Origin of the sequence: Collinsella sp. WCA1-178-WT-3 (M1) (assembly GCF_009696325.1) — a bacterium.
In the GTDB taxonomy this organism is placed as follows: Bacteria; Actinomycetota; Coriobacteriia; order Coriobacteriales; family Coriobacteriaceae; genus Collinsella.
The window spans coordinates 51973-70815 of the sequence record NZ_VUME01000006.1; the positions used below are offsets into that span (position 1 = coordinate 51973).

The window sequence follows — 18843 nt, forward strand, 5'->3', positions numbered from 1 at the left end:
ACAACCTTGCCTGAGTCATCATACAGAACACCTACTGCGGCTCTGTCTGCAACGGGGTAAAAGGTCATATTGTCCCGAACATGAACGGCGTGTGGTCGTGAAGCTTTATCGCTCAGGTCAAATACGTCTGCTAGCGACGCTCATCCGTCGGTGCGCCCTCGACGATCGCGATGCCCGCCGATGCACCTAACGCGCTGGCGCCGGCCTCGATGAATGCGCAAGCCTCTTCGTAATTATGGATACCGCCCGCCGCCTTGATTGCCACGGAATCGCCGAGCACCTCGTGCATCAGCCGCACGTCCTCGAGCTTAGCACCGCCAAAGCTTCTGCCGGTCGATGTCTTAAGGAATCCCGGCTTGGCCTCCAGCGCGATCTCGCATACACGGCGCTTGGCGGCGTCGTCGCCGTCCAGCTTGCACATCTCAACGATTACCTTGTCAGTGATGCCATGCGCGCGACAAAAATCAGCAACGGCAGTCATCTCGCGCTCGATGGCATCAAAATCGCGGTTCTCGATCGACCCCTGATTCAAAACGTAGTCAATCTCGGTAAAGCCACACGCAGCGTATTCCTCAAACCTCGCAAGCTTCTCCTCAAGCGTCATAGTGCCCTGGGGAAAGTCGATAGCGCCGGCAAGGATGATGTCAGAGCCCTCGAGCATGGCGCGGCCCGTCTCGTACTCCTGCAGGTTCGCAAATACGCAGCGAAAGTTGTACTTTAGCGCCTTCTCGACATACTGCTCAAACGTGTCCTCGGGGGCATCGATATAGTCGATGTATTTATTGATGGGTTTGGCAAGCGTCATGCTGAGCCTCCTTGTTCAGGGCTGACAACAGATTCGTGGTTTCACGCGAAAAACCACGTTCAATATACGCCCGACATGCAAGGACAGCGTCCGCATTCCGGCAAGTGGTATGAAATTAGCTGTAGACGTATATTTACGGACAGCGAATGGGACCGTACGCGGATGCCGACTGCAAGACATCCCCCCCTCAATACGCCCTCATGCCCACTCAAATAGCAAAGGGGCCCGCATCCCAACGGATACGGGCCCCTTTCAGTCATAAGCCAACTCGGCCGTAAAGACTACTTGCGGTGAGCGCGGTAGAACTCGATGAGTGCCTGGGTCGAAGCGTCCTGCTCGGCCTTGGCGGCGTCGTCGTGGAAGGCCGGGGTAATCTGCTTGGCAAGCTGCTTGCCCAGCTCGACGCCCCACTGGTCGTAGGAGTCGATGCCCCAGACCGTGCCCTCGACAAACGTGATGTGCTCGTACAGGGCGATGAGCTCGCCGAGTGCGAACGGGGTCAACGTATCGCCGAAGATCGAGGTCGTCGGACGGTTGCCCTCAAAGCAGCGGGCCGGGACGATCTGCTCGGGCGTGCCCTCGGCGCGCACCTCATCGGCCGTCTTACCAAAGGCGAGTGCCTTGGTCTGGGCCAGGAAGTTGCCCAGGAACAGCTCGTGAACATCCTGGCCGCTGTCGGTTGCGGGGTTGGCAGTGTTGGCGAAGGCGATGAAATCGGCCGGGACCACCACGGTGCCCTGGTGCAGCAGCTGGTAGAAGGCGTGCTGACCGTTGGTGCCGGGCTCGCCCCAGAAGATCTCACCGGTGTCGGAGGTCACGGCGCTGCCGTCCCAGCGGACGTGCTTGCCGTTGGACTCCATGGTGAGCTGCTGCAGATAGGCCGGGAAGCGGTGCAGGTACTGGCAGTACGGCAGCACGGCGTGGCTCTTGGAACCGAAGAAGTTGACGTACCAGACGTTGAGCAGGCCCATCAGCGCGACGGCGTTGTTCTCGAGCGGGGTATTGCAGAAGTACTCGTCGATGGCGTGGAAACCCTCGAGGAACTGCTGGAAGCGCTCGGGACCGAGCACGACGATCAGCGACAGGCCCACGGCGGAGTCGACGGAATAGCGGCCGCCGACCCAGTTCCAGAAACCAAAGGCGTTAGCGGGGTCGATGCCAAAGGCCTCGACCTTGTCGAGTGCGGTGGAAACGGCAACGAAGTGCTTGGCCACGGCCTCGGCGTTCTGCTCATCGGAGCCGTCGATGGCACCCTGAGCCTTGAGCTGCTCGAGCATCCAGGTCTTGACCTCGCGAGCGTTGGTGAGGGTCTCGAGCGTGGTGAAGGTCTTGGAGACGATAATCACGAGCGTGGTCTCGGGATCCAGGCCCTTGAGCTTCTCGGCTTGGTCGTTGGGGTCGATGTTGGAGATATAGCGGCAGTCGATACCGGCGTCGGCGTAGGGACGCAGGGCCTCGTAGGCCATGACCGGGCCCAGATCGGAGCCACCGATGCCGATGGACACCAGATGCTCGATCTTCTTGCCGGTAACGCCCTTCCACTCACCGGAGCGCACGCGCTCGGCAAAGGCGTACATGCGGTCGAGGACCTCGTGCACGTCGGCGACGACGTCCTGGCCGTCAACGATGAGCTGGCCCTTCTCGCTTGCCGGACGGCGCAGCGCGGTGTGCAGGACGGCGCGGTCCTCGGTGGTGTTGATGTGCTCGCCGGAGAACATGGCGTCGCGGCGCTCCTCGAGCTTCACCTCGCGGGCAAGATCGCACAGCAGCTTGACGGTCTCATCGGTCACCAGGTTCTTGGACAGGTCGAAGTGCAGGTCACCGGCGTCAAAGCTCAGCTTGTTCACGCGCTCTGCATCGGCAGCGAACCAGGCCTTGAGGTCGATACCTTCGGCCTCGAGCTTCTCCTGATGAGCCTCGAGCGCCTTCCAAGCGGCGGTCGACGTAGCGTCGATAGGTGCGGCAACAGTTGCCATAAAGTCCTCCTCAACATACGGGCGCAAACCTCCATGCGCCCGGATAATCAGATGCCCCTATTCTAGCGCAGGTCAAGACCGTAATCAGCCAGCGTTGCCAATCCGCCCCCAAACGGCGACCGACCAAAAAGGGACAGGTTTATTTTGGCAGGTCAAACGCTTTACCTACCAAAAATAGCCCATCTCTTTATGGCAGACATTAGGCCGCGGCGCACACGCTGCCGAGCAACTCACGCAGAGGAGACCCAATGCCCTCAAGCAGTTCGGGCGCGATGATGGCAAAAACGGGAACCTCACCGGCCCCCACGACGGCAGGCACTTTGCCCTCCGAGACAATACATCCATAAGGGACAAAACCGTCTTCGCCGGCATCGAGCTCCGCCATGCGACGCGCGAGTTCGCGCGCAAAGCCAGCAGTATCGGCATCGCCGATCGCCAGGACAAAGTCCACGCCTTCGTCGGTCGCCAGGGCCACAGCTTCGTCGATCAGCTCGTCTCCCCCGTCGCCCTCAACCGAGCCGCAACGAAAAAGCACGCGCTCGAGCAGAGCTCGGTCAAGCGAGCCGAGCGCCGCCGAGACAAGCTCATCGCGCGTATGTTTGTCGCCACCCAGCACCACCAGCGCCTTGGTGCCGCCGTAGTGAGCGACCAATCGCCCACACCAACGAGCCACGTCTCCATCCGCAACAAGGCGCGTCGGCATACCAAACCCATAGTTGACCATTATCCCCACAACCCTTCCGTGCTTTATGGTGGTATCGATCGTTAGGCTCATGCTACGAAGCGAGGTTTTCCGGGCTGTTTCGCGCTCTTTAGAGCTGCGTTAAAACCCGATGCAACCGCCCGACCATACCTGCCAAAAAGGGACAGGTTTGTTTTGGTCGGTCAAGCGTTTTACCTACCAAAATAAACCTGTCCCTTTTTGGCAGGTTTTGACGATGTCCGAACGAGCGGGTATTATCGAACATGCATTCGATAAGAACATGTGTTTGATGGGAGGACGCGTGGGGCACGGGCGTCACACCTATATCTGCATCGACCTCAAGACGTTTTACGCCAGCGTCGAGTGCGTCGACCGCGGGCTCGATCCGCTCACCACCCACCTGGTCGTTGCCGACGAATCACGCGGGCGTACGACCATCTGCCTCGCCATTACCCAGGCCATGAAAGACCTCGGGATACACAACCGCTGTCGCCTGTTTGAGATTCCCGACGGCATCGACTACATCAAGGCCGTACCGCGCATGCAGCACTACATGGAGGTGTCGGCGCAGATCTACGGTATCTACCTGGAATACGTCAGTCCGCAAGACGTTCACGTCTACTCAATTGACGAGTGTTTTATCGACGTAACACCCTATCTAGAGCTCTACCATACCAATGCCAAAAGCTTTGCCTGCATGCTGCGCGATGAGGTCCTCGCGCGCACCGGCATCACGGCGACAGTCGGCATCGGCCCCAACCTATTCCAGGCCAAGGTGGCGCTCGACATTACCGCTAAGCACGTACCCAGTCGCATCGGCATACTCGACGACGAGACCTTTCGCAAGGAGATCTGGCCCCATCGCCCCATCACCGATATCTGGGGCATCGGCCCCGGCGTGGCAGCCCGCCTCGAAAAGTACGGGGTATACGATCTGATGGGCGTCGCCGCGCTCGACGAAAACCTGCTTTACGACGAACTCGGCGTCAATGCCGAGTATCTCATCGACCACGCCTTTGGGCGCGAGCCGACAACTATCGCCGATATTCAGGCCTATCGCCCGCAGGCAACTTCAACCACCACAGGACAAGTGCTCTCGAAGGGTTATGCCTACGAGCAGGCCTACACCGTCTTGCGCGAGATGGTCGATGCCGCCGTACTGGACTTGGTCGATAAGCACGTGGTCTGCGACAGCATCTCGCTCTTTGTGGGCTACGCGAGCGAGCGCGCCGACATACGCCGCCTCGACGCCAGCGGCACAGCGCAATATGTAGACGGATGCGGGCATTTGCGTTCGAGCACGTCGAGCATCGAACCCGCCGCAACCGCAGGCCCCGAGCTCGCACCCCGTGCACCCAAGCCCGTCCAGCGCGATGACGAACGACGCCGTCTGGTGCGCGAGGCACAGGCAATCGACGGCATCTTTGTGGGAGAGCATGGCGGCAAACCGCGTGGCGGCTATGCCGCGCTCTTTGCGCACTCTAACGCTTCGCGCAAGCTGCCCGAGCGCACCAATTCGTTTAAGAAGATCATGGGCTATTTCGATGAGCTCTGGGCGCAGACCGTCGATCCCAAACGACCGGTCAAGCGCATCAATTTGGGCTTTGGCAACCTCATGCCCGAGGAATTTGCCACCATCGATCTGTTCAGCGATGTTAAGGCCGATGAACGCGAGCGTGACCTGGCCCGCGCCGTTCTGGCCGTGAAGGGCAAGTACGGCAAGAACGCCCTGGTCAAGGGATTAAGCTTTACCGCCGGCGCCACCGCACGCGAACGCAACGATCAGGTAGGAGGACACCGTGCCTAAGGCCCAACAACAGCCGATGCGGCCGCCGAAACCTTTTGAACGCCTGGCGGACCCCGAGGGAAGACGTCGCGCCGCCGACCCCAGGCTCACCGCCAACGGTGCCGTTCGCGCCAACCGCGCCGCGCAGTTTATGCCCTTTGCCGCCCTCACGGGATACTATGAGCTCGTGCGCAAACAAGAGATCTCTGTTGAGCCCAAATGCGAACTCACGGAAGAAAAAGCCCTCGAGCTTTCGGAAAAGCTCGAGGGCCTCAAACGTGGCGACTTGGTGCGCGTCACTTATTACGATACATACGGCTATCGTAGCCGCACCGGCATTCTCGACGAAGTGCTCCCCGCGTTCAAGCTGCTCAAACTCCGAGACATCGCCATCGGCTTCGACGATATCCAAGACATCGAGCTGCGCGGCCGAGCCTAGGCGCAAGCGTACGCCCGGCCCTACGGCTTCATGACGTAATAGCCCGCATCCCTCACGGCAGCCTCAAGCACCTCACGATCGATCGGGTTTTTAGAACGGATGCACGCCGTGTGGTCTGTATACGTCACTGTGGCCCAAATGCCATCGAGAGCGTTGAGGGCGTTCGTCACATTTTGCGCGCAGCCGCGGCAGCTCATACCGCCAATAAGCAGTTCATCGCTATAGGGGTAGTGAGACACATCGGTGTCCGCGACCGCGACCCTCTTGACCTTCTTTCTGCCCGCCCCATCGCCGCAACAGCATGTGCCATGCGTCGATGCGACAATACGCCGGAATCCAAAAAATAAGCCGGCGGCAATTACGGCAAGCACAATGATGTTTGCAGTTTTCTGCTATGTCAGCCACATAAAGCAGCTACGAGATGTTGCCCAAAAACGCCTTGGTGCGCTCGCTCTTGGGATGGTCGAAGACCTCGCTCGGCGTGCCCTCCTCCACGATAACGCCGCCGTCCATAAAGACGACGCGGTCGGCGACGTCGCGGGCAAAGCCCATCTCGTGCGTCACCACGATCATCGTCATGCCGTCACGCGCAAGATCGCGCATGACGCCAAGGACGTCGCGGACGAGCTCGGGGTCAAGCGCCGACGTAGCCTCGTCAAAGAGCATCACGTGCGGATTCATCGACAGGGCGCGGGCGATGGCCACGCGCTGCTGCTGACCGCCCGAAAGCTGGCTCGGCATAAAATCGATGCGCTCGGCCAGACCGACCTTGGTCAGCTCCTCGACGGCAATCTTCTCGGCCTCTTCCTTGCTGCGCTTGAGCACCTTTTGTTGCGCAAGCATGACGTTCTTTTTGACCGACAGGTGCGGGAACAGATTGAACTGCTGAAACACCATGCCCAAGTGCGTACGCACCTTATTGAGGTCGACGCCCTTGGCGCACACATCCACGCCCTCAACGACAATCGAGCCGCTCGTGGGCTCCTCAAGACGGTTAATGCAGCGAAGCATCGTCGACTTACCCGAGCCCGAGGGGCCCAGGACCACGACGACCTCACCCTTGTGCACATCCAGATCGATGTCGCGCAGGACCACGTTATCGCCAAAGGCCTTCTGGAGATTCTTGATGCTGACGACGACCTCGTTCGAGTTATTGGTTTCGCTCATAATAGAACCTCCTTACAGACCTGCAATATGATCGGCGGGTGTCGCGACAACCTGTCCGGCGCTCTTGGTGGGACGCTTCTTTTTGGTTTCGGTCGTCCCCAGAAGTCTCGCCTCAAGACCGCTCACCAAGCGCGCAAGCGGCAGGGTAATGACCAGATAGAACAGGGCGGCAACCACATACGGCGTGATGGAGCCCGTCGTCGCCACGATGGTGCGGGCATTCATGACGATCTCGACCACGCCCACGGCGGCGAGCAGCGACGTATCCTTGTAAAGCAGGATAAACTCGCTGGTCAGCGTAGGCAGGACATTGCGGAACGTCTGCGGAATCATAACGTAGAGCAACGTCTGGAAGGCATTCATGCCCAGCGAGCGGGCAGCCTCGTTTTGGCCCTTGGGAATCGACTGAATACCGGCACGGAAGATCTCGCACAGGTACGCAGACGAGTTCATGGCCATGACGATAACGCCCAAGACGTAGTCGTCCACCTTGACGCCGGCAAGTGGCAAGCCAAAGAACGCGATATAGATCTGCAGGAACGCCGGCGTACCGCGGATGATATTCACGTAGATGCCGGCAAGACAGCGCAGGATGCGCGACTTGGAGATGCGCATGAGCGACAAGACAAAGCCAAAGGGGATTGCCAGCGGAAACGCCACAAGCACGATCGAGAGCGACATAAGGAAGCCCTTAAATACGACCGGCAGGCTCTGGACCAAAATGACCGGGTTCAAGAACAGGCGCAGGAACATATTGGAATTCCAAGCCTCGACCCACGGCTGTTCCTTAAGATCGGCCTGGAAGTTATCGAAGGCCGTCACGCCCTTAATCTCGACGGAAGGAATCTTGGAAATCTTCTTGGTCGAACCGTCGGCGAGCGTATAGGTGCCGCTAAAGGCCTCGTCGCCGCCTTCGACGGGGAAGGTCACGCCGTACACCTCGACACGGAAAAAGCCGCCGGCAGGCGCCGTCTCGCCAAAGTCGATCTTGAGCGTCTGGCCATCAGCCGTGCACGTGGGCTTCATGGGTGTGCGATCCATGAGGTCCTCGCCCGAGAGCATCGTCAATCGCGTGTCATCGGTACCAAACGTCGTGCCGCCGACAAACGTCAGCGAAAGACCGCTCAGCTCCTCGTCGGCGTCGGCCTGAACTTCCCAGGTAATGCGTGTCTCGGTGCCGCCGACCACATCGCTGCCCGAACCGGTGTTGGGTCGGGCGGTAATCTTTGCGGTCTCAAGCGCTTGGGCAGTCGAGGGCGCAGATGCCCCCACGCACACCAGCGCGAGCGCCACGGCCATGACACAGGCTAGCTTTTGGAGCAAGGCGGGTAGTGAAGAACGCTGCTCCGCGGCCCCTTTGTTCAGTCGAGACAAGGTGGCTCCTATCGTAGAAGTTGCCGGCAAATAGAGACGGAAACACTCTCCGTCGAGAGAAGCGCAAAGGCCCTCTCCGCTAAACGGAAAGGGCCCACACGCAATCAAGTATCTGTTTACTTGATGTTGTACTTAGCCATGAGGGCGTCAACGGTACCGTCGTCGGTCAGGTCCTTGATGGCCTGGTTGATGTCGTCCTTGAGCTTGGTGTTGCCCTGGTTGATGGCGATGGCGTACTCCTCGCCGGTGCTGATCTGCTTAACCGTGTGGCAGGTGTTGAACTGCTCGGCGGTCAGCTGGCTGGCAACGGAGCGGTTGGTGACTACGGCATCGCCCTTGTCGGACTGCAGGGCGCTGAAGCACTCGGTAGCGTCCTTGTAGGGGACGATCTTGGCCTTGGGGAAGTTCTCCTGGGCAAAGGCCTCGGCGGTCGAGCCAGACTGGACGATGATGGTAGCGTCGGCGTTGTTGAGCTTCTCGCTGTAATTGTCGGCCGTGATGTCGGTGTTATCGACCTTGGTCACGATAGCCTGATCGTCCATGTAGTAGGAATCGGAGAAAGCGACTTCCTTCTCACGCTCGGGCGTGTCGGTGATAGCCGCAATGGAGACGTCATACTTGGTGCCCGAAGCGACGCCGGGGACGAGCGTGTCGAAGTCGTTGTTGACGTACTCGACATCCAGGCCCAGCTTGTCGCCGATAGCCTTGATGAGCTCAAGGTCAAAGCCCTGATAATCGCCGTTGTCATCCTTGTACTCAAACGGAGCGTACTCGGCAGAGGTGCCGACGGTCAGCGTACCGTCCTTGACGAGCGCGTACTCCTTGGAGCCGTCGACCTTCTCGACCTTAGCGTCGTCAGAGCTGCTGGAACCGGCATCAGAACCAGAGGTGGCGTTGGACGAGCCGCAGCCCGTCAGTGCGAGGGCAAGCGCCATGGCGCCTGTGGCGGCAAATGCGCCAAGCTTCTTCAGCTTCATAATCAGTCTCCTTCCAATGGCCCCATGTGATTCAGGGGCCTGCAAAAACCGAGGGCTATTATGCACCCGCGTGAGAGAATCTGCAATTAGAAAACTGATTGAAACAAACCTATAACGTGAATGGAACACTCCGCTTTGTGACAGTCATTACTGCTGTAACGACCTTAGTAGCGTAATTTCCGCTGCATAACCTGCAAGTTCGTTCGGCGTTTCCAAAATGAATGGCAGTGATCGCAGGCGGCTATTCGATACAATATTCTGCATAACCTGCATTCCACCGCCAAGTTCCTCGCTGCCGAGGTAACCCTTGCCGATGCACTCATGCCGGTCCTTATGGGCACCGCGGGGATTCTTGGAATCATTGATATGCACAGCGCGCAGGCGCTCGATACCCACCACACGATCGAACTCGTCGAGCACACCGTCAAGATCTTGGACGATATCATAGCCGGCGTCATTTACATGGCAGGTGTCCAGGCAAACGCCCAGCTTGGCCGACAGCTCGGGGCGCCTGTCAGCAACGCCCTCGATGATGATCGCCAGTTCCTCAAAGCTGCGGCCCACCTCGGTGCCCTTGCCGGCCATGGTCTCGAGCAGCACCGTCGTCTGCTGGCCCTCAAACATCACCTGGCACAGGGTGTCGACGATCATCTGAATGCCGGCGTCGGTGCCCTGTCCCACATGCGCACCGGGATGGAAATTGTAGTAGTTACCGGGCAGCGCTTCCAGACGCTGCAGATCCTCAGCCATGGCCTCCAGGGCAAACTCGCGCGCCCGCTCTTTGGCCGAGCAGGGGTTATAGGTATACGGAGCATGGGCCACGAGGGGACCAAAATCGTTTTGTTCCATAAGCTCGCGCAGGGCCGCCACGTCATCCATGTCAAGGTCTTTCGCCTTGCCGCCGCGCGGATTGCGCGTAAAGAATGCAAAGGTATTGGCGCCAATGGATAGCGCCGTCTCCCCCATCGCCCGATAGCCCTTCGTCGTGGATAGGTGACACCCAATCGTCAGCATCCCCAGCTCCCCCTCATCAGTTACGGTGAAATAGTTCCTGTTGATGCCTTATTCTGCCGCAAACAGGAACTATTCCACCGCAAGTTATAAAAGGGTCATGAGGAGCGCGTTTTGCCGAAGGCCTTAAGCACCGCCGTCACGGGGCCAGGCTGGAAACGTCGGCGCACATCGTCGAGACGCTCGGGAATATCGATGTGTTGCGGGCAGTGGCGTGCGCATTTGCCGCACTTGACGCAATTGCTCACCAGCTTGGGCTCGCTTGTGCGCACCGCGCTCGCCGTAAAATACTGCGATAGACCCGTAAACCAGCTGTGCGCATAGCTTGCGTTGTAGGCGGCAAAACATCCAGGAATATTGATGCCTTTAGGACACGGCATGCAGTAACCGCATCCCGTGCAGGGCACGCGATTCGATTTTTCAAACTCCTCCAGCACGCGTGCGATGGCATCGAGCTGAGTAGCTGTCATCGAATCCGGCAGGGCCCGATCGGCCAACGCCGCGTTCTCATCCACCTGCGCGGTATCGATCATACCCGAAAGCAGCATCGTCACCTGAGGATGATTCCACACCCACGAAAGCCCCCAAGCGGCAGGAGTGCACAAATGCGGGTCACGGGCGCTATCGAGCACAGCGCGGGCCCGCGGCGGCAACTTACCTGCCAGACGTCCGCCCAAAAGCGGTTCCATCACAAACACCGCGAGGCCTCGCTCGGCGGCGGCCATGAGCCCCGCCGTTCCCGCTTGGTAACGCTCGCCGGCATAGTTGTACTGGATCTGGCAAAAGTCCCACTCATAAGCATCGAGCATCGTGAGGAAGTCCGCCGCACTGCCGTGGTACGAAAAACCGATCCGGAGAATACGCCCCGCAGCCTTTTGGCGCATAATCCAATCCTCGATACCCAGTGCCACCACGCGTTCCCACTGGGCGGGCGAGGTGATGTTGTGCATGAGGTAGTAGTCGATATGGTCAGTCCGCAGGCGGCGCAGCTGCTCATCAAAGAAACGGTCGAAATCCTCCGCGCACTTGCACGAGGCGTGCGGCAGCTTGGTCGCGAGCAAAACCTGGTCGCGCAGTCCCAAGCGCTCAAGCGAGGCGCCCACGCACGCCTCGTTGCCGGGATAAAGGTACGCCGTATCCAGATAATTTATCCCTCGCTCCACCGCACGGGAAATGATGGCATCGGCTGTCTTCGCATCCGGGCGTCCCGGCGCACCAGGAAATCTCATGCAGCCCAGACCCAGAGCGGATATTCGGTTACCACTTTTGGGGTCAACGCGGTATTGCACGGCCCCTCCCTTCGCCATCAGCGCCCCGGCAAGGCGAAACACAATGGTCACGCGGCCGAAACATCGTGGAATCGCAATCGAGAACGTATCGTAACGCAGCAGAAATCGAGCTGTCACGACACCGCTTTAACATCAGCAAAAAGCCCGATGAAAGGAGGCGAGCGTGACCACACGCGAGGACGCCTACCCCTACCCCGGCGAGCAGTACATCCTCTCGGTTGACCGCTATCAGATTGAGGTCATGGACCATCTGGACGAGCTTCCCGCCACAGGCGCCGTCATCTTCTGCACCTTCCCCAAGGTGCGCGATGGCGTTGGTTATCCCGCGCGCGTTTTTGCCATCTGCCCCGCGGCATAAGTTCCCATGCATTTGTTCTTCTAAATTCAGCCTCCGGTGTACGCCACATGCCCCAGCGGCATACAATCCATCAGGCGCCCCGCACGCGGGCGCCTTTTTGTGAGGAGATGATTCACATGCAGATCAACAAGGTCGCCTTTATCGGCAAGGGCGGCGTCGGCCTGCTCTACGGCAGTATGATTGCCAAGGCCCTCGGCAATGACGCCGTCGAATACGTCATGGATGACGCGCGTTTCGAGCGCCACGTGGGCGATGCGCTCACCGTCAACGGAAAGCCCTGCACGCTCAAGTCCGTCCGCGCCAGCGAGACAACGCCCGCCGATCTGGTCATTCTCACGGTCAAGACGACGGGGCTCAGCCAAGCACTCAAGACTATGGAGCGCGTCGTGGGACCCAACACGCTCATCGCCTCGCTGTGCAACGGCATTACGAGCGAGCAAAAAATAGCCGAGCGCTTTGGCTGGAAGCACACCGTCCTGGGCATCTGCCAGGGCATGGACGCCGTATTCCTTAACGGCGCGCTCACCTTTACCAATGCGGGCGAGATTCGCTTTGGCGCGGCAGCAGGCACCGAGCCCGCAACCGTCACCGCCATCGATGAGCTCTACACGCGCTGCGGCATCGCCCATACCGTCGAGAGCGACATTGCGCACCGTATGTGGGCCAAACTCATGCTCAACGATGGCATCAACCAGACCTGCATGGCCTACGGCGGGACCTACGGGAGCGCCACGGAACCGGGCTCCGAGCAGCGTCGCTGCTTTGTTTCCGCCATGCGCGAGACACTTGCGGTCGCCAACGCCGAGGGCGTTGAGCTTACCGAGGCTGACCTGACGCAGATGGTGCACCTCATCGAGGGAATCGATCCCGCCGGCATGCCCTCGATGGCGCAGGACCGCATCGCACAACGTAAAACCGAAGTCGATGAGTTCGCGGGCACCATTTGCCGCCTGGCCGCCAAACACGATATCCAAGTGCCGCAAAACGATTGGCTCTACCAGAGGATTCGCGAAATAGAAAGCAGCTGGTAGCCTCGCCCGCACGGCGACGCGCGCAATGTAAGCAGACAGGCCTTCGCGAGGATCCCATCGCTCGCGAAGGCCTGTCGCATGTAGGCCGAGGCTAAAACTGAGGCTCGTTTTGCGACTCCGGGACCTCGTCCTCGTCATCGCGGCAAAGCACCACGCCGGCGCTTCCCAACAGCGCCGCTGCAATCAAGGCGCTCACAACCACAGGAGCGGCACCCGTAGTGGACTGCAAGCCGGCAACTAACGCCGCCGTCGGACCAAGACATCCGATCAAAAGGGCAACGACGGCAATAGCGACATCTCGAGCGTTCATGGGATCACTTCCTCCACGAGAAAGACCTTGTTTCTCATGACTTAGTGTGCCCCGCGCCCATATGCCCAACGTAGTGCCACGGTAAGGGCTCTGTTAACCCAAATGCATATAAAAACGGGCGCCCCTACATTGCCCGAAAGCTCAGTAAAGACGCCCGTCCATCATGTGCAATCGATGCCGACAGATTACCAACCGGTGTAGTAATCGGTAGTTCCGGCTGCGCAACCCGAATCGTAGACCTTGCACTCGCCCTTAGAGCCCGTAAAGGTCGAGCCCTGGGACTTATCGCTCGCAGCCACCACGTAGTAGCCGTCGGAATCACGCCAAAAGCCCTCGGAATCCAGCGTCCACTCACCCGTGCGGTGGTGATACAGCACGTTGCTGCTGTAATAGGTCTCGCGACGACCGTTGTAGTTATTGACGCCGCCCGAGCGCGTCAGGCCCGAGCCGTTCGCGTAATACGCAGCAGACGCGTAAGACGAGCCGGAGCCGGCGTTGTAATACGAAGCCTGAACGGCCTCGGCAGCTTCTGCCTCGACGGCCGCAGCCTCGAGCGCCTCGCGTTTAGCATCCTCGAGCGTGGAGCGAAGCTCGTCGAGCTCGGCCGACTTCGCGTCGACCTCCTCCATCGTCAAAAGACTGCCCGCACCGTCGATACAACCCTGCAGTACAGCGCGCTCGTCATCGGTGGCATAGTCACCGTACATGTTCATGATGATCTGCGCGCGGACCTCTAGGGAATCGCGCTTGGCCCCCATCGAGGCGTTCCACTCCTGCATGGAGCCAAAGCCGTCGCCACGATAGTCGACGGGCTGCATCAGGGTCGCCTCGGACGGCGTTGATCCGACCGCGTCGGACAGTGTTGCCGCGTGGGCATCGGTTACGCCGGCACCCACTAAAAGCGCCACGGCAAGCGTGGCAGAAAGGGCGGCGGCCTTCGGTTTTCGTGAATCGATCCTCATGTAGCTGGAAACCTCCGTAGTGAGTTTTTGCTGCGTTTAAGCTGCGTGTGATTCGATCGCGCTGCATAGTACCCCGAGCAAATCGCGACCTGCGGTTTTTCTCAAAAGGTGCACGTCATTTGCGTAAAACTCACATCCTCTCAACAGGAGTTTTCCACAACTCGCATGCATAAAGCATGCCAAAAACCCTGTAATAGCGCCCTTCCTATGCAAAAAAGGCGCCTGCGCAACCATTGTTCGCGCAGGCGCCTTGAGCAGGCATTTTATGCAGTTATACCTATCGAGTCGCAAGGGGCCCTTGCACAAGTCGCCTCACTCGTCCAGCGCGGCAAAGGCCTGCTTCAGATCCCAAATGATATCCTCGGCGTTCTCGGTACCAATGGAAAGACGGATTGTAGAGGGCGTAATGTTCTGCTCGGCAAGCTCCTCGGCAGAGAGCTGGGAGTGCGTGGTGGTAGCCGGGTGCACGACGAGCGACTTGACGTCGGCTACGTTGGCGAGCAGCGAGAACACCTGCAGGTGGTCGATGAACTTCCAAGCAGCCTCCTGGCCGCCCTTGATCTCGAAGGTGAAGATCGAGGCGCCGCCACGGGGGAAATACTTCTGGTACAGCTCATGGTCGGGGTGCTCGGGCAGGCTCGGGTGGTTCACCTTGGCAACATGGCCGTCACCGATCAGGAACTCAACGACCTTCTTGGTGTTCTCGACATGGCGGTCAACGCGCAGCGACAGGGTCTCGGTGCCCTGGAGCAGGACCCAGGCGTTAAACGGGCTAATGCAGGCGCCCTCGTCACGCAGCAAGATAGCACGGACATAGGTCGCAAAGGCAGCGGGGCCGGCGGCCTCGGTAAACGAGACGCCATGGTAGGAGGGATTGGGCTCGGCGATCTGCGCATACTTGCCGCTCGCCTTCCAGTCAAAGTTGCCGCCATCGATAATCACGCCGCCCAACGAGGTGCCGTGGCCGCCAATAAACTTAGTTGCAGAGTGAACGACGATATTGGCGCCGTGCTCCAGCGGCCGGAACAGATACGGGGTGCCGAAGGTGTTATCGACAACAACCGGAAGACCATGCTTCTTAGCGACCTCGGAGATAGCGTCGATGTTGGGGATATCGGAGTTGGGGTTACCGAGCGTCTCGAGGTAAATGACCGTGGTGTTGTCCCTGATGGCACCCTCAACCTCGTCCAGGTTGTGGGCATCGACAAACGTGGTCTCGACACCAAACTGGGAGAGCGTGTGCTCCAGCAGGTTGTAGGAACCACCGTAGATGGTCTTTTGGGCCACCAGATGGTCGCCGGCCTGAGCGAGGGCCTGCAGGGTATAGGTGATGGCGGCGGCGCCAGAGGCGACGGCAAGACCTGCAACGCCGCCCTCGAGCGCGGCAATGCGGTCCTCAAAGACGCCCTGGGTGGAGTTGGTCAGACGACCGTAGATATTACCGGCGTCGGCAAGGCCAAAGCGGTCAGCGGCGTGCTGGGAGTTGCGGAACACATAGCTCGTGGTCTGGTAGATAGGCACGGCGCGGGAATCGGATGCGGGGTCGGCGCTCTCCTGGCCAACGTGCAGCTGCAGGGTGTCGAAACCAAAGGCGTGCTCGGGGTTGTTGATAAACTGGCTCATGATGATCTCCTTGATCGAACAAAAGTAATAAGAGTAAGAGAAGTAAGCCGCTGTCTCCTGATCACGCCGACGGGCGCAAGCAGGAGCCCGGCATTCGTCTTAGTAAGCAGTTCATATGCGGTCCTCCTTTTGACATCCCGTTCTCGTGGTCGGCTTAATTACCTACCTCCTTTGTGTGTTTTGAATAGTACGAGCACTGTTTCACGCGGTCAATCACTTAAAAGCGCTAACCTGTTATCGGTTTTTTAGATAGCTATCGAAAGGACGGGTGCCGATGACCCTCCAGCAGCTTCGTTTTCTTATCGCCGTGGCAGAATCCGGCTCAATTAACGCCGCAGCTCAGCGCCTCTATACCGCGCAATCCAATATCTCCAACGCCGTCAAAAGCCTAGAGCAGGAGCTCCGTCTGGAAATCTTTACGCGCTCCAGCCGCGGCGTCACACTCACCAACGACGGCACCGAGCTTTTAGGCTATGCACGCCAGGTCGTAGAGCAGGCCGATATGCTCGAGGCCCGCTACGAGGACGGCGGCACACCCCAGGCACGCCTTGCCGTCTCGGCCCAGCACTACGCTTTTTCGGTCGAGGCCTTTGTCAACGTCGTCGAGCGCTGCCGCAACAGTAAGTTCGAGTTCATCATGCGCGAGACCACCACGTCACAGATCATCGACGACGTCCGCGCATTTCGCAGCGATATCGGCATTCTGTATCTGGATGACTTTAACGCCCGCGTCCTGCAGAAGGCCTTCGCCGATGCCCGCGCAAGCTTCCATCCCCTCTTCGATGCAACGGTCCACGTCTTCGTTAGCGAGCGCCATCCGCTCGCACGCCGCCCCCAGCTATCGCTTGCCGACCTTACGCCCTATACGCGCTACAGCTTTGAGCAGGGGACCTCGAACTCCTTCTATTACGCCGAGGAGCCGTTTAGCTATATCCCCTGCGACCGCAACATCCGCGTTTCCGACCGTGGCACGCTCACCAATCTGCTCATCACGTCGAACGGTTACACTTTGTCGACCGGTGCCCTCTCCAATGAAATGCAATGGGGCATGGCATCGATCCCGTTGGCAGACGCCCCAACGATGCGCGTGGGCTACATCATGCACGATGAGCGCAAGCCCTCTCCCCTGCTGCGGCAATACCTCGACGAACTCGAACGCATCATCCACGAAAACCAACCATTTGGGGACGGGATAGAAATGGCAGATTTAAAAGCCCCCTAGCTCTTGACAATTCAGGTCGCCCATCTTTCTTGGCGACAACGTCTCCACCATCCTTGTGGAGCGGCACGCCTCGCATAAAACAGGATGGACCGGGCGCTACAATAGACAGCCGCAAGAGAGGAACTCGACGAAAGGAAGTCTGTGAAGGTCATCATCTATACCGACGGCTCGGCTCGATCCAATCCGGGACGCGGTGGCTACGGCGCCGTGCTCAAATACACCAACCCCGCCGGCAAGACCTTCACCTCCGAGCTTTCGCGTGGCTACGCCAAGACCACCAACAACCGCATGGAGCTCATGGCGGTCATCGTGGCGCTCGAGGCGCTCAACCGTCCCTGCGAGGTCGAGGTCCACTCCGACTCGCAGTACGTCGTCAACGCCTTTAACAGGCACTGGATCGACGGCTGGAAAAAGCGCGGGTGGAAAACTGCCAACAAGCAGCCCGTTAAGAACCGCGATCTGTGGGAGCGCCTGCTTGCCGCAAAGAGCAAGCATAAGGTGGAGTTCATCTGGGTTAAGGGGCATGCCGGCCACGAGCTCAACGAGCGCTGCGACGAGCTCGCCACCACCGCGGCCGATGGAGTAAACCTCGATATCGACACCGGCTTTAACGAGAGCGACCTGTAATAGCGTTTTCGCGCAGCTTTATATCCCCACGCGCTACACTCATCCTGTAGACCAAAACAACGCAAGGGGGACGTATGCTGCGCATCGCGACCATCGGCACATCCATGATCACCGACGACTTTATCCAGGTCGTCAATGCCAACGACCAGGCTGTATTCGTAGGCACGCTCTCGCGCAACGCCGAGCGCGGCGCCGCCTTTACTGCCGAGCATGGCGGCGAGCGAAACTTTACTTCACTTGATGAGCTTGCAGCAGCCGCCGACGTCGACGCCGTCTATATCGGCAGCCCAAACGCACTTCACTACGAGCAGGCCCTTGCCTGCATCGCCAGCGGCAAGCACGTCATCGTCGAGAAGCCCTTCTGCGCCACCGAAGCACAGGCGCTGGAAGTCTTCCGCGCCGCCGAGGCGGCGGGCGTCGTAGCCCTCGAGGCCATGCGCCCGCTCCATGACCCCGCTTTCCACGCCATCGAGGACGCCCTGGGCGAGATCGCCCCCATCCGCCGCGCCTCACTGCGCTTTGGCAAGTATTCTTCACGCTACAACGAGGTTCTCGCGGGACGCGCCACCAATATCTTCGACTGCAATATGGCATCGGGTTCCCTCATGGATATTGGCGTCTACACCGTCGAGCCCATGGTCGAGATCTTCGGCATGCCCTCCGGCCTTACGAGCATGGCCACTCTGCTCGACCCCACCACGCAAGAGCTCACCCATGGCCCCATCGATGGCTGCGGTTCCATCCTCGCCAGCTACGGCGGTGGCCGTATCTCCGTCGAGCTCGCGCACTCCAAAATTACGAATGACCTACTGCCCTCGCAGATCGAAGGCGAGCGTGGCACTATCCAGATTGACCATCTGTCCACGCCCCGCAACGTCCGCATCGACTATCGCGGCGATGTCGTACGCGGCTCGGCGACCGAAGCGCCGCGCGAACAGAGCGACAACGGCCGCGTGCTCGACCTGCCCAAATCGAGCAACACCATGGAATACGAACTCGCAGACTTTATCACCGCCATCGGCGGCATCGATAACGTCAAGGAAGAGATTTGGGAGACCCCGGCGGGACGTCACGAGCTTGGCCACTATCGCGATGTCACGCTTGTCTCGCTGCGCATCATGGATGCCGTGCGCCAACAGACCGGCATTACCTTCCCCGCCGATTCTGTCAAGCAGGCCTAGCG

At 59.4% G+C, this 18843-nt stretch carries 19 protein-coding genes; 7 read left to right on the plus strand and 12 right to left on the minus strand.

The features are described 5' to 3' along the window. Positions 1 to 130: 130 nt before the first annotated feature. The 3 genes from deoC to FYJ40_RS05245 all read right to left on the minus strand — a co-directional run bounded on the left by deoC (position 131) and on the right by FYJ40_RS05245 (position 3484). Positions 131 to 805: a deoxyribose-phosphate aldolase gene (gene deoC, locus FYJ40_RS05235; protein WP_154517368.1), complete on the minus strand. Its 675-nt coding sequence runs from the start codon at positions 803 to 805 to the stop codon at positions 131 to 133. Between the two features lie 281 nt (positions 806 to 1086). Further along, positions 1087 to 2781, minus strand: coding sequence for a glucose-6-phosphate isomerase (pgi, locus tag FYJ40_RS05240; RefSeq protein WP_117817172.1), 1695 nt, complete (start codon positions 2779 to 2781; stop codon positions 1087 to 1089). Positions 2782 to 2980: 199 nt separating this feature from the next. Further along, entirely contained in the window at positions 2981 to 3484 is a 504-nt protein-coding gene (locus FYJ40_RS05245; protein WP_195838584.1) for an iron-containing alcohol dehydrogenase, read from the minus strand. 235 nt (positions 3485 to 3719) lie between these two features. Here FYJ40_RS05245 and FYJ40_RS05250 point away from each other — a divergent pair, with 235 nt between their 5' ends. Together FYJ40_RS05250 and FYJ40_RS05255 are read left to right on the plus strand one after the other, a co-directional pair. Further along, positions 3720 to 5291, plus strand: coding sequence for a DNA repair protein (locus tag FYJ40_RS05250; protein ID WP_154517374.1), 1572 nt, complete (start codon positions 3720 to 3722; stop codon positions 5289 to 5291). Continuing rightward, positions 5284 to 5709 (plus strand): hypothetical protein, encoded by a 426-nt coding sequence (locus FYJ40_RS05255; RefSeq protein WP_370450636.1) that lies wholly within the window; start codon positions 5284 to 5286, stop codon positions 5707 to 5709. The genes FYJ40_RS05250 and FYJ40_RS05255 overlap by 8 nt, the downstream gene beginning before the upstream one ends. A 20-nt stretch (positions 5710 to 5729) precedes the next feature. Here FYJ40_RS05255 and FYJ40_RS05260 read toward each other — a convergent pair whose 3' ends face one another. From FYJ40_RS05260 to FYJ40_RS05285, 6 genes are all read right to left on the minus strand, one after another. Further along, positions 5730 to 5948: a heavy metal-associated domain-containing protein gene (locus FYJ40_RS05260; RefSeq protein WP_154517377.1), complete on the minus strand. Its 219-nt coding sequence runs from the start codon at positions 5946 to 5948 to the stop codon at positions 5730 to 5732. 175 nt (positions 5949 to 6123) lie between these two features. Beyond that, a complete protein-coding gene (locus tag FYJ40_RS05265; RefSeq protein ID WP_022094423.1) occupies positions 6124 to 6876 on the minus strand; it encodes an amino acid ABC transporter ATP-binding protein in 753 nt (250 codons plus the stop codon). Between the two features lie 12 nt (positions 6877 to 6888). Further along, positions 6889 to 8250 (minus strand): ABC transporter permease subunit, encoded by a 1362-nt coding sequence (locus tag FYJ40_RS05270; protein WP_229770682.1) that lies wholly within the window; start codon positions 8248 to 8250, stop codon positions 6889 to 6891. A 116-nt stretch (positions 8251 to 8366) separates the two neighbouring features. Continuing rightward, positions 8367 to 9227 (minus strand): ABC transporter substrate-binding protein, encoded by an 861-nt coding sequence (locus FYJ40_RS05275; protein ID WP_118345556.1) that lies wholly within the window; start codon positions 9225 to 9227, stop codon positions 8367 to 8369. Between the two features lie 147 nt (positions 9228 to 9374). Further along, positions 9375 to 10241, minus strand: a complete 867-nt coding sequence (locus tag FYJ40_RS05280; protein ID WP_154517380.1) for a deoxyribonuclease IV — start codon at positions 10239 to 10241, stop codon at positions 9375 to 9377. A 95-nt stretch (positions 10242 to 10336) separates the two neighbouring features. Further along, the gene (locus FYJ40_RS05285; protein WP_370450637.1) at positions 10337 to 11527 is read right to left on the minus strand and encodes an aldo/keto reductase; all 1191 of its coding nucleotides are present in this window, start codon (positions 11525 to 11527) and stop codon (positions 10337 to 10339) included. A gap of 163 nt (positions 11528 to 11690) precedes the next feature. Here FYJ40_RS05285 and FYJ40_RS05290 point away from each other — a divergent pair, with 163 nt between their 5' ends. Further along, complete coding sequence (locus tag FYJ40_RS05290) at positions 11691 to 11885, plus strand: hypothetical protein (RefSeq protein WP_154517383.1); 195 nt, start codon at positions 11691 to 11693, stop codon at positions 11883 to 11885. A gap of 116 nt (positions 11886 to 12001) precedes the next feature. Beyond that, complete coding sequence (locus tag FYJ40_RS05295) at positions 12002 to 12916, plus strand: ketopantoate reductase family protein (RefSeq protein WP_229770683.1); 915 nt, start codon at positions 12002 to 12004, stop codon at positions 12914 to 12916. Positions 12917 to 13007: 91 nt separating this feature from the next. On the opposite strand, the gene FYJ40_RS05300 is transcribed toward FYJ40_RS05295, so the two are convergent. From FYJ40_RS05300 to FYJ40_RS05310, 3 genes are all read right to left on the minus strand, one after another. Further along, positions 13008 to 13226 (minus strand): hypothetical protein, encoded by a 219-nt coding sequence (locus tag FYJ40_RS05300; RefSeq protein WP_154517389.1) that lies wholly within the window; start codon positions 13224 to 13226, stop codon positions 13008 to 13010. Positions 13227 to 13411: 185 nt separating this feature from the next. Continuing rightward, the gene (locus FYJ40_RS05305; RefSeq protein WP_154517392.1) at positions 13412 to 14188 is read right to left on the minus strand and encodes a hypothetical protein; all 777 of its coding nucleotides are present in this window, start codon (positions 14186 to 14188) and stop codon (positions 13412 to 13414) included. Positions 14189 to 14500: 312 nt separating this feature from the next. After that, a complete protein-coding gene (locus tag FYJ40_RS05310) occupies positions 14501 to 15811 on the minus strand; it encodes an O-acetylhomoserine aminocarboxypropyltransferase/cysteine synthase family protein (protein ID WP_154517394.1) in 1311 nt (436 codons plus the stop codon). Between the two features lie 274 nt (positions 15812 to 16085). Here FYJ40_RS05310 and FYJ40_RS05315 point away from each other — a divergent pair, with 274 nt between their 5' ends. The 3 genes from FYJ40_RS05315 (at position 16086) to FYJ40_RS05325 (ending at position 18841) form a co-directional block, all read left to right on the plus strand. After that, entirely contained in the window at positions 16086 to 17033 is a 948-nt protein-coding gene (locus FYJ40_RS05315; RefSeq protein WP_154517397.1) for a LysR family transcriptional regulator, read from the plus strand. A 141-nt stretch (positions 17034 to 17174) separates the two neighbouring features. Then, entirely contained in the window at positions 17175 to 17660 is a 486-nt protein-coding gene (rnhA, locus tag FYJ40_RS05320; protein WP_370450639.1) for a ribonuclease HI, read from the plus strand. Positions 17661 to 17734: 74 nt separating this feature from the next. Further along, entirely contained in the window at positions 17735 to 18841 is a 1107-nt protein-coding gene (locus FYJ40_RS05325) for a Gfo/Idh/MocA family protein (RefSeq protein ID WP_154517400.1), read from the plus strand. The last annotated feature ends 2 nt before the right edge of the window (positions 18842 to 18843 follow it).